The sequence below is a fragment of the Pseudoalteromonas sp. S327 genome, assembly GCF_005886415.1.
GTDB lineage: Bacteria > Pseudomonadota > Gammaproteobacteria > Enterobacterales > Alteromonadaceae > Pseudoalteromonas > Pseudoalteromonas atlantica.
This window is the reverse complement of record NZ_PNDP01000067.1, coordinates 45,774-60,890: the sequence shown is the minus strand read 5'-3', so window position 1 is coordinate 60,890 and position 15,117 is coordinate 45,774. Positions and strand designations below refer to the sequence as shown.

At 42.3% G+C, this 15,117-nt stretch carries 13 protein-coding genes; 9 read left to right on the top strand and 4 right to left on the bottom strand.

Annotated elements, in window-relative coordinates; translation table 11 throughout:
* Positions 1–27 precede the first annotated feature (27 nt).
* The gene (locus CWB60_RS18550) at positions 28–372 is read left to right on the top strand and encodes a 4a-hydroxytetrahydrobiopterin dehydratase (RefSeq protein WP_004586913.1); all 345 of its coding nucleotides are present in this window, start codon (positions 28–30) and stop codon (positions 370–372) included.
* A gap of 87 nt (positions 373–459) precedes the next feature.
* On the opposite strand, the gene CWB60_RS18545 is transcribed toward CWB60_RS18550, so the two are convergent.
* The 4 genes from CWB60_RS18545 to map form a co-directional block, all read right to left on the bottom strand.
* Positions 460–2,490 (bottom strand): BCCT family transporter, encoded by a 2,031-nt coding sequence (locus tag CWB60_RS18545; protein WP_055253111.1) that lies wholly within the window; start codon positions 2,488–2,490, stop codon positions 460–462.
* Positions 2,491–2,819: 329 nt separating this feature from the next.
* Positions 2,820–3,647, bottom strand: a complete 828-nt coding sequence (dapD, locus tag CWB60_RS18540; RefSeq protein WP_024033809.1) for a 2,3,4,5-tetrahydropyridine-2,6-dicarboxylate N-succinyltransferase — start codon at positions 3,645–3,647, stop codon at positions 2,820–2,822.
* A 9-nt stretch (positions 3,648–3,656) separates the two neighbouring features.
* Positions 3,657–6,275, bottom strand: a complete 2,619-nt coding sequence (gene glnD, locus CWB60_RS18535) for a [protein-PII] uridylyltransferase (RefSeq protein ID WP_024033810.1) — start codon at positions 6,273–6,275, stop codon at positions 3,657–3,659.
* Between the two features lie 267 nt (positions 6,276–6,542).
* Positions 6,543–7,361: a type I methionyl aminopeptidase gene (map, locus tag CWB60_RS18530; RefSeq protein WP_283234870.1), complete on the bottom strand. Its 819-nt coding sequence runs from the start codon at positions 7,359–7,361 to the stop codon at positions 6,543–6,545.
* Positions 7,362–7,599: 238 nt separating this feature from the next.
* Between map and rpsB the strand changes: the two genes are divergently transcribed.
* The 8 genes from rpsB to rseP all read left to right on the top strand — a co-directional run bounded on the left by rpsB (position 7,600) and on the right by rseP (position 15,070).
* The gene (gene rpsB, locus CWB60_RS18525) at positions 7,600–8,328 is read left to right on the top strand and encodes a 30S ribosomal protein S2 (RefSeq protein WP_004586918.1); all 729 of its coding nucleotides are present in this window, start codon (positions 7,600–7,602) and stop codon (positions 8,326–8,328) included.
* Positions 8,329–8,433: 105 nt separating this feature from the next.
* On the top strand, positions 8,434–9,285 hold the full coding sequence (gene tsf, locus CWB60_RS18520; protein ID WP_004586919.1) for a translation elongation factor Ts: 852 nt from the start codon (positions 8,434–8,436) through the stop codon (positions 9,283–9,285).
* Between the two features lie 159 nt (positions 9,286–9,444).
* A complete protein-coding gene (pyrH, locus tag CWB60_RS18515) occupies positions 9,445–10,194 on the top strand; it encodes a UMP kinase (RefSeq protein ID WP_039972186.1) in 750 nt (249 codons plus the stop codon).
* Positions 10,195–10,207: 13 nt separating this feature from the next.
* The gene (gene frr, locus CWB60_RS18510; RefSeq protein ID WP_004586921.1) at positions 10,208–10,765 is read left to right on the top strand and encodes a ribosome recycling factor; all 558 of its coding nucleotides are present in this window, start codon (positions 10,208–10,210) and stop codon (positions 10,763–10,765) included.
* An 81-nt stretch (positions 10,766–10,846) separates the two neighbouring features.
* Positions 10,847–11,626 carry an undecaprenyl pyrophosphate synthase gene (uppS, locus tag CWB60_RS18505; protein ID WP_004586922.1) on the top strand — a complete coding sequence of 260 codons (780 nt, stop codon included), beginning with the start codon at positions 10,847–10,849 and terminating at the stop codon, positions 11,624–11,626.
* 21 nt (positions 11,627–11,647) lie between these two features.
* Positions 11,648–12,514 (top strand): phosphatidate cytidylyltransferase, encoded by an 867-nt coding sequence (locus tag CWB60_RS18500; protein ID WP_004586923.1) that lies wholly within the window; start codon positions 11,648–11,650, stop codon positions 12,512–12,514.
* Complete coding sequence (gene ispC, locus CWB60_RS18495; RefSeq protein ID WP_029773686.1) at positions 12,511–13,716, top strand: 1-deoxy-D-xylulose-5-phosphate reductoisomerase; 1,206 nt, start codon at positions 12,511–12,513, stop codon at positions 13,714–13,716. The genes CWB60_RS18500 and ispC overlap by 4 nt, the downstream gene beginning before the upstream one ends.
* A gap of 1 nt (position 13,717) precedes the next feature.
* Complete coding sequence (gene rseP, locus CWB60_RS18490; protein ID WP_138578429.1) at positions 13,718–15,070, top strand: sigma E protease regulator RseP; 1,353 nt, start codon at positions 13,718–13,720, stop codon at positions 15,068–15,070.
* Positions 15,071–15,117 lie beyond the last annotated feature (47 nt).

Genomic DNA, 15,117 nt, shown 5'->3' with positions numbered 1-15,117 from the left:
AAAGAAACGCTAAAGTAAGGATTTAAAATGTCTTCATTAAGTGAACAAAAATGCGAAGCCTGTCACGTAGATGCGCCAAAAGTATCTGAGGAAGAGCTTGCCCAACTTATTACAAAAATTCCAGACTGGGTACCAGAGGTACGCGACGGCATTATGCAACTTGAGCGTGTTTATAAGTTTAAAAACTTTAAACAAGCTATGGCGTTTACCAATAAAGTAGGTGATATGGCAGAAGATGAAGGCCATCACCCTGGTTTATTAACCGAGTGGGGCAAAGTAACCGTAACGTGGTGGAGCCATTCAATTAAAGGCCTACACAAAAACGATTTTATTTGCGCAGCTAAAACAGACGACGTATTTAACGCGCTATAATTAAAAAATTAATTGAGCAGATAAAAAAGGCACTTTTAAGTGCCTTTTTTATTGCATCAAAATTGCGCTGTTAATTAATACCTTTATTTAAGGTTTGTCGCTATTTAACATGTCATCGTGTTCGGCCATATCCCACGGAAGTTCCCCTGGGCTGTTACCTAAAAAGTGCAAGTAATTCTCAAATTGATCAAGAATGTCTTTCACAATATCATCTTCACTGTAGCCATATACATCGTAAGATAACCCACCGCGGCGTAAGAAAACATCTGCCTTGTAATACATCTCGGAGTTATCAACATCCGGTTTTAGCTCTGTATAGGCAAAGCTTGGCATTGGGTGCTCAGTAAGGCGAATATCATACACAAAATCAACATGTTCATGGCGTAGTACGGTTAAATGGGCGCGGCCTAAGTCAGTATCAAAATCTACCTCGGCATGCCACTGGCGCGCTTTTAATTCTGCTTGAACAGCTTGCATTGCTTTTACCACCACACTACTAATGAAGGTATGCACTTTTTCCTTATTGGGATAATTAACCATAGCGGCTAACCGGCGCTTCCAATGAGATAGGTTAACATTACGGCTATTGAGCGCATGTGCTTGTAAGCTCGTATCGCGATGGCCTTCAATGGTAAGTGCGCGCCAAAGTCCCGCGGTTGCAATAAGCATAATAATAGCAAAGGGTAGGGCACTGGCTATTGTCATGGTTTGTAGTGCACTTAGCCCACCTGCTACTAATAAAACAGCAGCCACAGCGCCTTCAAGCACAGCCCAAAACACCCGTTGCCATGCAGGCGTATCAATACTCCCGCCAGAGGCGAGGGAGTCAATAACTAACGAGCCCGAGTCAGATGAGGTTACAAAAAAGGTAATGATTAATATAACCGTCAGTAGCGAAATAATAAACGATAACGGTAGCACTTCAAATAATTGAAATAGCGCAACGGCATGGTTTGCTTGAACATCGGTTATTAAAGTATTAAACCCTTCATTCATTATTAAATTTAGCGCGGTATCGCCAAATACAGAAAACCATAAAAAGGTAAAAATAGTCGGAACTAGCATCACGCCCACAACAAATTGCCTAATGGTTCTGCCGCGGCTAATTTTAGCGATAAACATACCAACAAAGGGTGCCCACGCTATAGTCCAGCCAAATATAAATAGGGTCCAGTTACCAATCCAATCACTACGGCTATAGGCTTGTAAATTAAAAGTACGCTCAACAATACCGCTGAGGTAGCTGCCTGTATTTTGTAAAAACGATTCAAGAATATGAATAGTCGGGCCAATAAAAAACACAAAGGCCATTAATGATACGGCGAGTGTCATGTTTATTATAGATAAACGCTTCACACCTTTATCCATACCTGCCACCACAGAAAACGTTGCCGCTGCGGTAATAATAACAATAGCGGTAATTTGTACCGTGGTATTAATAGGGATGCTTGGCCATAAGTAGTGCAGCCCGGCATTAATTTGAGTAACCGAAAGCCCTAACGTTGTGGCAATACCAAATAGCGTGCCTAATATGGCAAACACATCAACAGTGTGCCCAATAGGGCCATATATTTTATCACCAATAAGTGGATACAAGGCTGAGCGAATAGACAGCGGAAGACCGTGGCGAAATGCAAAGTAAGCAAGCACTAAACCAACAATCCCATAAATTGCCCATATATGAAAACCCCAATGAAAAAATGCAATTTGCATAGCCTGCTTAGCGGCATCAACGGTTTCTGCGGCGCCCGCAGGCGGAGATGCATAATGGAGCACAGGTTCTGCTACACCAAAATAAAGTAATGCGACTCCGTAACCGGCCGAAAATAGCATGGCGAACCACTCGCCAAAGCTGTATTGCGGTTGCGCATGATCAGGGCCCAGCTTGATATTTCCCCAGCTGGAGGCGGCAACACAAACGATGAAAACTAAGAAGATCGCAACTGATAACATATAAAACCAGCCAAAGGTTTCTGTTATCCACTTGAGGGCGACACTGAATGCTTGCCCTGCCAGTTCAGGGTTACTACTTGTACCAATGACCAAAAGCAGAATGATAAATACCGCAGGCAAAAATACCGGTAGCAAAATAGTTGAGCGTAAAGCAGTTTTTGTCATATTAATCCTTAATATTAATTGCTAACTTTCAAGTATGCTTTACTACCTTATTATATCTTGGGTGTGTTGGCTAATTCAGTCGTTTGTTTTGTAAACGTATATTGCTTTGAATTAAGGTTGAGTTGAGCACAGAGAAACCCAACGGTTTAGCTATTTAAGAGATAAACTCTAATCTAAACAAAAAAGCTCTAAACCCAAAGGGTTTAGAGCTTTCTATATTTTGCTAAAACGCTAAGCTTTAACATGTCGTTGGGTTTCGTTTCACTCAACCCAACCTACGTTTAACACCAATCAGCTTAGGGCTTACAGCTAAAAGCTTATAGCTTCATTTAATCATCAATTGAGCGTAGTAGGGCGTTGATGCCTACTTTTTCGCGTGTTTGTTGATCAACTTTTTTAACGATAATTGCAGCGTATAGGCTGTGAGTGCCATCTTTTGATGGTAATGCACCTGGCACAACTACAGCGCCTGCTGGTACTCGGCCGTAGTGAATTTCGCCGGTTTCACGGTCGTAAATACGGGTGCTTTGGCTAATGTAAACGCCCATTGAAATAACAGCGCCTTCCTCTACTACTACACCTTCAACAATTTCAGAGCGAGCGCCAATAAAGCAGTTGTCTTCAATGATGGTAGGGTTAGCTTGTAGTGGCTCTAAAACGCCGCCTATGCCCACGCCGCCCGATAAGTGTACGTTCTTACCAATTTGTGCACACGAGCCAACAGTTGCCCATGTATCAACCATGGTGCCTTCATCAACGTAGGCGCCAATGTTCACATACGATGGCATCAGTACTACGTTTTTACCTACAAAGCTGCCTTTACGTGCTACCGCGTTAGGAACTACGCGCATGCCACCTTGCTGAAACTGCTCCGGTGTGTAGTCGCTAAATTTAAGCGGTACTTTATCGTAAAACTGATTTACGCCGTCGTTCATTGGTTGGTTGTCGCGAATACGAAATGATAGTAAAACGGCTTTTTTAAGCCATTGGTGTACGACCCATTCGCCTGATATTTTTTCAGCAACACGTGCTGCACCGCTATCAAGAAGCTCTAGTGCGTCAATAATCGCTTGTTTTACATCGCTAGATACACTGCTTGGGCTAATGCTATCGCGGTTGTCCCAGGCGTTTTCTATCATAGTTTTTAAATCTGACATGGTGTGTCCTTATTCTGTTTCGGCGTTGAATTTTTTACGTAATGCCTGATGAATTTTGGCTTGCTCTTCATCAGTCAGCGCTTGGTATTCGTTATTTGATACGACAAAGAAATCCTCTGCACGTTCACCTACCGTTGTAATACGGGCTGCGTGAATGTGTAATAAATGCGCTTGGAAAACTTCGGCAATTTTAGTAAGTAAACCGGGTATATCAACAGCTTGAATTTCTATTAGGCTGCGATCTTTACGTGCATGAGGGCGCAGCACTATTTTAGGTTTAATATTAAAGTCTTTAAATCGTTGCGAGCGATTCTTTTTAAAGCGTATTTTTTTACGTGGTTCGCTAAGAGCTTGCTCAAGCCCACGTTTAATTGACTGAGCACGGCTACTTGCAATAGGGTCGCCGCTCACTTCAAGTATTACAAAGTTAAATAGGGCGTAGCCATCTTTGGTAGTAAGCACTTGAGCGTGTTGTATTTGCGCCTTTTTAGAACCAATTACGCTAACTAAGCGAGCGAATAACGGCCCAGAATATGGGCTATAAGCAAACACTTGCGTGCCACCATGCATTGCTTTATCAGAAACAATGACACTGGGTAGGCTTAAGTCTGCGCATTTTAATAGGTGCTCGGTTTGCCATGATATTTGCTGCTCGCTAAAGGCAGTAAAGTAATTTGCTTTAAAGCGGCTCCAAATTAAATCAATTTGGTTTTCTAGGTAGCCCAAATTAAGTAAGCGCTGTTTAGCTTGGTGTTTTTTATCGCGTATTTGGTCGCGTTGATCCATTGGGTTTTCAAGCCCTAGGCGTAATGCGCGCTGAGTATGCAAGTATAACTCGCGTAGTAGAGTGTTTTTCCAATCATTCCATAAGTTGTCGTTGGTTGCGCGTATATCGGCAACGGTTAAACAATAGAGGTAATCGAGTTGGCGCTCTGTTTTTACGCGTGAGGCAAAGTCTTTAATAACACCTGGGTCATTTATGTCTTTACGCTGCGCAGTAACCGACATAAGTAAATGGTTACCAACTAGCCACGATATAAGCTTGCCATCAGATGATGGGAAGCCATGTAATTTAGAAAAAGCAATGGCATCAACCGAGCCTAGCTCTGAGTGATCGCCGCCACGCCCTTTAGCAATATCATGAAAAATACCTGCTAAATAAAGCAGCTCAGGCTTATCCATACGGGTTACTATTTCGCTACAAATAGGAAACTCGCTCACTTTAGATTTATCAAAATATTGGTAAATATTATTGATTAATTTATGGGTGTGCTCATCTACTGTGTAGGCATGAAATAAGTCAAATTGCATTTGCCCAAATATATTACGCCATTGTGGTAAATACGCGGCCAACATGCCGTGTTTGTGCATGAGCGTGAATGCGCGGCCCATGCCGTTAGGGTGTTTTACAATACGCATAAATGCCTCGCGACACGCTGCGTAATCTTGTAAGTCACCTAATAGGCGCCTGCGTACTTGTCTAATGGTACGAATAGTACTTGGGTAAATATGGGTAATTTCGGGGTTGTCGGCAATATGCTCAAACAAAACAAAAAGTTGATCGCGTCTAAAAAATACCGATGGGTTTTTAACCCTAATTTGGTGCCCAACGCGTTCAAAGTCTTTGTCTAACTCAATCACTGGCGCTTCGCTGCTCTCTGGCATAATACTTTCTTCAAAGTACGATAGCAGCATTTGGTTAAGCTCGCGTACGCGGCTCATTATTCTAAATAAGCGTTTCATCATACGCTCAACCGAGGCTTTACCATCGCTACCAAAGCCAAGTATTTCAGCTGTGTGTGGTTGATGGTCAAACAACAAACGGTTTTCTGATCGCCCAGCGGCTAAATGCAGTGCAAAGCGAATATTCCAAAGGTTTTCTAGGCACTCCGAAAGCTCCTGAAACTCTTCATGCGTTAAGTAGCCGTGGCTAATTAGCTCTTGTAGGGTTTCGGCTCTAAAGTGCTTTTTAGCAACCCAAATAATGGTTTGTAAATCGCGAAGACCACCGGGGTTTTCTTTTATGTTTGGCTCTAGGTTGTAAGCAGTACCGTGGCACTTTTTATGGCGTAGGTTTTGCTCTTGCACTTTGGCTACAAAAAACTCGCCTGAGCGCCAAACAGGGGTTTCTATAATATGCGTTTTGAGTTTTTCAAACTCAATGTGATTACCAAAAATGAGCCTACTTTCGAGCAAGCTGGTGGCAAAGGTAACGTCTTCACGTTTTTGCTCTATGGCTTGTTCAATGGTACGCACACTGTGGCCTATCTCTAAATTGAGATCCCATAGCATGGTAACAAACTGGCCTATTTTTTCGCATATCTGCTCGCTAGGCGGCTGCGTAACAAGCAATAAAAAGTCAATGTCGGAGTAGGGGTGTAGCTCGCCACGGCCGTACCCGCCCACGGCAATAAGGGCAAGATCAGGCTCGTGAGCTAAATCGTAAACATGAAACAGTTTAATTAGCAGGCGGTCTATAAACTCAGCCCGGGCATTAATTAAATTACCAACTGGTTGCTTAGAAAATTCGTTATGTAACCACTTATAAAAATAGCTAGAACAATCGCGATAATCGCTCAGTTGCTCAGCATCGCTAAGCAACTTTTTTACTTTGTTGGGTAATGCCACGTGGGCTGGCTCCTTATTGAACCGTTAGCATTGATAAACAACCTGAACGTGAAGTAATAAGTCTATCCCCAGCGGCTATTTTCAGTGTTAACAGTGTTGAATCCACTTGCAAATAGGCTCGCTATTTGGCGCGTCAATTCGATTTGTTTTCACTGAAAATCTCCAACTTGGAAAAAATAAATTAAATATTACATATAATTCAGTATGTTATTAAATGTATTAACCCGATTAGAGGTTAAATACTTTTATCAAGTGGCTCGGTTTTTATTAGTGTTCGATAATCCTGTCGATAGTATCATCTGATCGCAGCGTTAAAATTTCAACACCATTTTCAGTCACTAATAGGGTGTGTTCCCACTGTGCAGACAAACTACGGTCGCGTGTAACTACAGTCCACTCATCTTTTAAAAGTTTACACTGGCGCTTACCTGCGTTAACCATTGGCTCTATTGTTAAACACATACCGGCTTTAAGTGTTTCGCCAGTACCCGCTTTACCGTAGTGCATTACTTGAGGCTCTTCATGAAATTCCCTACCAATACCGTGGCCGCAGTATTCACGTACAATTGAGTAGTTAAAGCTCTCTGCGTATTTTTGAATTGCTTCACCAATATCGCCTAAACGCACACCTGGTTTTACCATTTTAATGGCAAGGTATAAGCTTTCTTGCGTTACTTGTGCAAGGCGTTTACCTTGAATGTTAGGCGTACCTACATGAAACATCTTTGAGGTGTCGCCGTGGTAACCGTCTTTAATTACGGTTACATCAATGTTGACGCTATCGCCATCTTTTAGCGGTTTGTCATTTGGAATACCGTGGCAAATTACATGATTTACAGAGGTACAAACCGACTTAGGAAAACCGTGATAATTTAGTGGCGCAGGTATGGCATCTTGCACATTTACAATATAATCATGACAAATTGTATTTAGCTCATCAGTAGTCACACCTGGCACTACATGTGGTTCAATCATTTCAAGTACGTCTGCCGCTAAACGCCCGGCTACACGCATTTTTTCAATTTCTTCAGGGGTCTTGATCACAGCGCTCATTGAGGCTCCAAAGTTGCGTTTTTTAACATTTATCGTCGCACAAATTTTGCACGCGACGTTGAGTATTTAATTTTAATATGGTATAAAGCGCGCCGTCTTTTTACAAATAAATTCTTAAATGATTTTTTGTATTTAAGGCAAACACAATTTTATTTTAACACACACACGTATCGTCACATACACTTGGGTGCATTTGAAGTTTAAATACTTCGGTGTTGGTGCTATGGGATATGTGGAGGCCTAACCCTAAACTACATAGAGGATTTACAAAATGGCAAACGTTTCAATGCGCGATATGCTTCAAGCTGGTGTTCACTTTGGTCACCAAGCACGTTACTGGAACCCTAAGATGAAGCCTTTCATCTTCGGCGCACGTAACCGTGTACATATCATCAACCTTGAGCAAACAGTACCAATGTTCAACGACGCACTTAAGTTTTTATCAAGTGCTGCTGCAAACAAAGGTAAAGTTCTTTTCGTTGGTACTAAGCGCGCAGCAAGCGAAGCAGTTAAAGAAGCTGCTTTACAAAGCGACCAGTTCTTCGTTAACCACCGCTGGTTAGGTGGTATGTTAACTAACTGGAAAACAGTTCGTCAGTCAATCAAGCGTCTTAAAGACCTTGAAGCTCAAAGCCAAGACGGTACTTTCGAGAAGTTAACTAAGAAAGAAGCGTTAATGCTTACTCGCGAAATGGAAAAGCTTGAAAAGAGCCTTGGCGGTATCAAAAACATGGGTGGCCTTCCAGACGCTATCTTCGTTATCGATGCTGATCACGAGCACATTGCTATCCGTGAAGCAAACAACCTAGGTATTCCAGTTGTTGCAATCGTTGATACTAACTCTAACCCAGACGGTGTTGATTACATCGTACCTGGTAACGATGATGCTATCCGTGCAATCAACCTTTACACTAGCTCTGTTGCAGCTGCTATCACTGAAGGTCGTGAGAACAACATCGTTGCTCAAGCTGAGAAAGACGACTTTGTAGAAGCTGAGTAATTAGCTGTCATCAAGTCTTCATCTTTTTAAGGTGAAGACTTGCTATTCTTGTAGAGCGGTTTACCCGCTTATCTAATACCTGATTTCAGATTTGAGGATTTACTAATGGCTGTAACTACTGCCCTAGTTAAAGAATTACGCGAGCGTACTGGCGCTGGCATGATGGATTGTAAAAAAGCGTTAACTGAAACTGATGGCGACATCGAATTAGCGATTGAAAACATGCGTAAGAGCGGTGCTGCAAAGGCTGCTAAGAAAGCAGGTAACATTGCTGCTGAAGGTACTATCATCATCAAGCAAAACGATGGTGTTGCAGTACTAGTAGAAGTTAACTGTCAAACTGACTTCGTAGCAAAAGACGAAAGCTTCTTAGCGTTTGCTAACAAAGTTGCTGACGCTGCTATCGCTGAAACAATCACTATCGAAGACTTACAAGCTAAGTTTGAAGAAGACCGTGTTGAGCTAGTAACTAAAATTGGTGAAAACATCAACGTACGTCGTCTTCAGTACATCACTGGTGAAACACTTGTTGAATACCGTCACGGTGAGCGTATTGGTGTTGTTGTTGCAGGTGTTGCTGATGAAGAAACTCTTAAGCACATTGCAATGCACGTTGCTGCTTCAAACCCAGAGTACTTAACGCCTGAAGATGTACCTGCTGACGTTGTAGAAAAAGAAAAGCAAGTTCAAATCGACATCGCGATGAACGAAGGAAAGCCTGCTGAAATCGCTGAAAAAATGGTTGTTGGCCGCATGAAGAAATTTACTGGTGAGGTTTCTCTTACTGGTCAAGCTTTCATCATGGAGCCTAAAAAATCTGTTGGCGAAATTCTTAAAGAGAAAAACGCAACAGTTACTAGCTTCGCACGTGTAGAAGTTGGTGAAGGTATCGAGAAGAAAGAAGAAGATTTTGCTGCTGAAGTTGCTGCTCAAATTGCAGCTGCAAAAGGCGAGTAAGATTAACTATTTGTGATGCATAAGGAAATTAGATGCCATTAAAGTACTATTTGCTTTTGCGTCACGCTTAGAAATTCTTTAAAATAACCGCGCTTTTATGTTTATCATAAGCGCGGTTATTTTTTACCCATAATTTAATAAAAAGTTGGCCCCAATACTATGACTATCAATCGTAAACCTATTTTTAGACGTGTTCTTCTCAAATTAAGTGGTGAAGCTTTAATGGGAGACGAAGGCTTCGGCATCGACCCAAAAGTGCTAGATCGTATGGCCCAAGAAATTAAAGAGCTGGTAGAACTCGACGTAGAAGTGGGTTTGGTTATCGGCGGTGGTAACTTTTTACGTGGCGGATCACTAGCAGAAGCTGGCATGAACCGCGTAGTTGGTGACCACATGGGTATGCTTGCAACCGTAATGAACGGCCTTGCAATGCGTGATGCACTACACCGTGCATTTGTTAATTGTCGTTTAATGTCGGCAATCCCTCTAAACGGTGTATGTGATGCATACAACTGGGCTGAGGCAATTAGCTTATTAAAATCTGGCCGCGTTGTTATTTTTGCAGCAGGTACGGGTAACCCGTTCTTCACTACCGATTCTGCTGCGTGTTTACGCGGTATTGAAATTGAAGCCGACACTGTAATTAAAGCGACTAAGGTTGATGGCGTATTTAGTGATGATCCGGTTAAAAACCCAGAAGCCACGCTTTACCGTCACTTAAGCTACAATGAAATTATTGATAAAGAACTAAAAGTAATGGATTTAGCGGCGTTTACACTCGCTCGCGATCATAATATGCCACTGAGCGTATTTAACATGAATAAATCAGGCGCCTTAAAACGCGTAATTATGGGTGAAGAAGAAGGCACACTTATCTCTTCACAAGCCTCAGATGAAGTAATCAAATAATTAGGATTAAACCGTGATTAACGATATTCAAAAAGATGCGCAAGAGCGCATGCAAAAAAGTGTAGCAGCACTAGGTAGTCAACTATCAAAAATTCGTACAGGTCGTGCTCACCCAGCAATTTTAGACGGCATTATGGTATCGTACTACGGTGCTGATACACCGCTTAACCAAGTGGCTAATGTAACGATTGAAGACTCTCGTACGCTGGCTATTGGCGTATTCGATAAATCTTTAGCGCAAGCTGTAGAAAAAGCAATTATGGCGTCTGACTTAGGTTTAAACCCTATGTCTGCTGGTACAGTAATTCGCGTACCACTTCCTCCGCTTACAGAAGAGCGTCGTAAAGATTTAATTAAAATTGTACGTGGCGAAGTTGAAAGCGGCCGTGTTGCTGTGCGTAACATTCGTCGTGACGCTAATGGCGATGTAAAATCTTTATTAAAAGATAAAGAAATTTCTGAAGATGAAGCGCGTCAAGCAGAAGATACAATTCAAAAGCTTACAGATAAATTTATCAAAGAAATGGATGCACAACTAACAGCGAAAGAAGCTGAGTTGATGGAAATCTAAACAGCTAAATAACCTCAATGCAGGCTATGAAATATATTAGTTTTGAAACGCCGTCTAGGGTATACTAGGCGGCGTTTTTTTATGGAATACTCAATATTTATGGTTCTAGACGCTGATACAATTTCACAGCAATGTTTACCTAAACATGTTGCCATCATCATGGATGGTAACGGGCGTTGGGCGCAAGCTAGAAATAGACCTCGTGTGTTCGGGCATAAAAAAGGCGTGGACGCAGTTCGTCAATCTGTTCAGTTTTGTACTAAATTAGGGATACAATCGTTAACCTTATTTGCTTTTAGTAGTGAAAACTGGCGCCGCCCCGAAGACGAAGTAAACACTTTAATGGAGCTTTTTTTGTTTGTTTTAACAAAGGAAGTAAAAAAGCTTCATAAAAATAATGTAAAACTGACCATTATTGGAGATTTATCACGATTCTCTGAAAGTTTACGTAGCAAAGTAAACGCTGCGCATGAGCTAACAGCAGATAACACCGGTTTGCATTTAAACGTGGCCGCTAATTATGGCGGTAGATGGGATATGGCAAATGCAGCAAAGCAACTAGCACTACAAGTTGCAAACGGACAACTCAAGGCAGAGGATGTTACAGAAGAGCGCTTAGCACAGCATATGAGCATGGCAGACCAAGCGGAGCCGGATTTACTAATTCGCACGGGTGGTGATGTTCGTATTAGTAACTTTTTACTATGGCAAGCTGCTTATGCGGAACTTTACTTTACCGAAACTCTTTGGCCTGATTTTAATGAAGCAGCATTTGCTGAGGCCATTGCGTGTTACGTTGCCAGAGAGCGACGTTTTGGTTGTACGGGCGAACAAATAAAACAATTACTCGCTCAAACCTAAAATAGAATAAGGGTCACTATTTTGTTAAAACAACGAATTTTAACCTCGGTTGTATTAGCGCCGTTAGCGCTAGCCTTGGTTTTTTATACTCCACTAACATTGTTTAGTTATTTTGCCGGTATTATTGTTTTACTTGGCGCGTGGGAGTGGTCTGCTTTTATGGGCCTATGCACAAAATTAAAACGTGGTGCGTTTGTGGTGTTAATTGGCGCGTTATTGGCGCTGCTAAATTTACATTGGCCGATTGAATCACTGTGGCAAAACGGCCAGTTGGTCGGGGATGCAAATTACTTATTTACGCTCTCGTTTGCTTGGTGGATTGTGGCCAGTTATTTAATTTGGCGCTACCCAGCCATGGCCAAAGCATGGAACGAAGGCTTGGTAATGCGCGGCATTGCCGGGTTGCTTACTTTAATCCCACTTTGGCTTGCACTCAATACTTTACGTAGCGCGCAATACGCTGAATCAACGCACTTTGGCTCGGTACTGATTTTAGTGGTACTTGGTATTGTGTGGAGCGCCGATGTAGGGGCTTATTTTACAGGCAAAAGTTTTGGTAAACACAAGCTCATGCCAAAGGTGAGCCCTAACAAAACCATCGAAGGCCTAGCAGGCGGTGTGGTTGCATCAATTATATTTGTTTTAGCTTTTTGTCACTTTACCGGTGTGGATTTTGCTGTATGGCCTATTTATGCGGTAATGACCGCCTTTATAGCTTTGTTTTCGGCTGTCGGTGATTTACTCGAAAGCATGTTTAAACGTGAAGCCGGCCTAAAAGACAGTGGTCGCTGTTTACCCGGCCACGGCGGTATTTTAGATAGAATTGACAGCTTAACCGCAGCAGCCCCAATGTTTGTAATGTGCTATGCATGGACCTTGAGTTTATGAGCCAACAGCAACAACTTGTTATTTTAGGCGCTACAGGTTCAATTGGGTTAAGTACATTAGATGTTATAGCGCGAAACAAAGCGCTATTTAACGTATTTGCCCTCACTGCAGGCCACAATGCAAAAAAGATGGCTGAGCTGTGTATTGAGCACGAACCGTTATATGCGGTTATGGCCACACAAAGCGCTGCAGAGCAATTATCATCGTATTTAAATAATACGCCATGCCAAACCTTAGTAATGCATTCACAGCAGGCTATGAGCGATTTATGTGCGCATCCCGATGTCGATACCGTCATGTCAGCTATTGTTGGCGCTGCCGGCTTACTGCCCACACTAAGCGCCGTTGAAGCAGGTAAAAAAGTACTGCTTGCCAATAAAGAATCGTTGGTTATGTCAGGGCAGTTGTTTATTGATAAAGTAAAACAGCATAAAGCCACGTTGTTACCTATTGATAGCGAGCACAACGCTATTTTTCAGTGTTTACCTCATTCACTTCAAAACGCAAACGCTGATCAAAATTTACAAGAGCATGGCGTAAGTAAAATATTGCTTACCGGCTCTGGTGGGCCATTTTTAACGCGCGATATAAATACCTTAAAAGAGGTAACGGTTAGTGAAGCCGTCGCTCATCCTAATTGGTCTATGGGGCAAAAAATATCGGTAGATTCAGCCACCATGATGAACAAAGGGCTTGAATTTATTGAAGCTAAATGGCTGTTTAATTGTGACACCAGCGATATTGATGTGGTGATCCACCCGCAAAGTATTATTCATTCTATGGTGCAATACCACGATGGCTCCATTTTAGCGCAAATGGGTAACCCCGATATGCGCACACCTATTGCACATGCACTCGCTTACCCAGATCGAATTAACGCGGGTGTAAAACCACTCAACTTTTCGGATATTTGTGATTTTTCGTTCACAAAGCCTGATTTTGCGCGTTATCCAAATTTACAACTCGCTATTGATGCGTGCAGCGCAGGGCAAGGCGCAACCACAACGGTAAATGCAGCAAACGAAATAGCGGTTGCGGCATTTTTAAAAGGCCAAATTGGCTTTACTGACATTTATAAAATTAATGCACAAACGCTTGATGCGGCCACATTCACTAACGTACAAAGCCTAGATGAAATATTAGCGTGTGACCAACAAGCCCGCCAACGTGCAGCGGACCTAATAACAAAAGTGACTCATTAATATGTTAGATTTTTTTTGGAATCTTGGCTCGTTTATTTTAGCGCTGGGCATTTTAGTTGCTATTCATGAATATGGGCACTTTTGGGTGGCCCGTAAAATGGGTGTTAAAGTGCTGCGCTTTTCGATTGGTTTTGGTAAACCGCTTTTAAAGTGGCACGATAAATACAATACAGAATACGTAATTGCCGCTATTCCGCTGGGTGGCTACGTTAAAATGCTTGATGAACGCGTGGATGAAGTGCCTGAGAATGAGCGCCATTTGTCATTTAACGCTAAATCGGTTCAGGCCCGTATAGCCATAGTGGCAGCCGGCCCGCTGGCTAATTTTTTATTTGCTATTGTAGCGCTGGCGGCTATGTACATGGTGGGCGTGCAATCGGTAAAACCTGTAGTGGGTAGTATTACCGAAGGTAGCAGAGCAGAGCAGGCGGGCATTATGCCCTCTGAACAAATTATTAAAATTGGTGATGACACGATTGCCACCTGGCAAGATGCAACTTTTGCACTTATGTCGAGCTTAGGTGAGCAAAGCGTGCCCGTAGTAGTGCGTAATGAAAACTACCAAGAGCAAACAAAAATGCTTAACGTAGAGGGTTGGAAGCTCGATCAACAAGACGTGCCGCCACTGAGTTCGTTAGGTATTGTACCATTTAGACCGCAAGCCACATTAACCATTGCGGCTATTACTAAAAATTCAGCAGCCGAACTGGCTAATTTGCAGGTTAACGATACGATTATCGCTGTAAATGGTGAAACAATAAGCGATTGGCAGCAATTAGTTAATCTTATTACGCAATCGGCTAACAAATCTTTACAATTTAGTGTAAAAAGACAAGATAGTATGAATAGCGTAACAGTAACGCCTAAATCGCGCATTAATGAGCACGGTATTGAACAAGGGTTTTTAGGTGTTGCGCCGGTTGTTCAACCTTGGCCTGATGGCTATGTTGAAACCCGAAGCTTTGGTCCGCTTGATAGTATTGTTCGTGGTACCCAAGAGACCTGGCGCCTTATAACGCTTAGCTTTGACATGATTGGTAATTTAATTACAGGTCAGGTTTCGGTTAAAAATTTAAGTGGCCCTGTGGGCATTGCAGTTGGTGCAGGAACTAGCGTAAGCTACGGGCTAGTCGCTTTTTTAAGCTTTTTAGCGCTAATAAGCGTTAACTTGGGTGTATTTAATTTATTACCTCTGCCAGTGCTTGATGGTGGACACTTAATGTATTACATAATTGAACTTTTCCGTAAAAAGCCTGTCTCTGAAAAGACACAAGAATTTGGTTTTAAAGTGGGCGCCTTGTTGCTCATATTTTTAACATGTTTCGCTTTGTTCAATGATGTATCGCGTTTGTAGTTACAGCGTGACAATTACTAATTAGAACACGATTGTAAGCATCACTA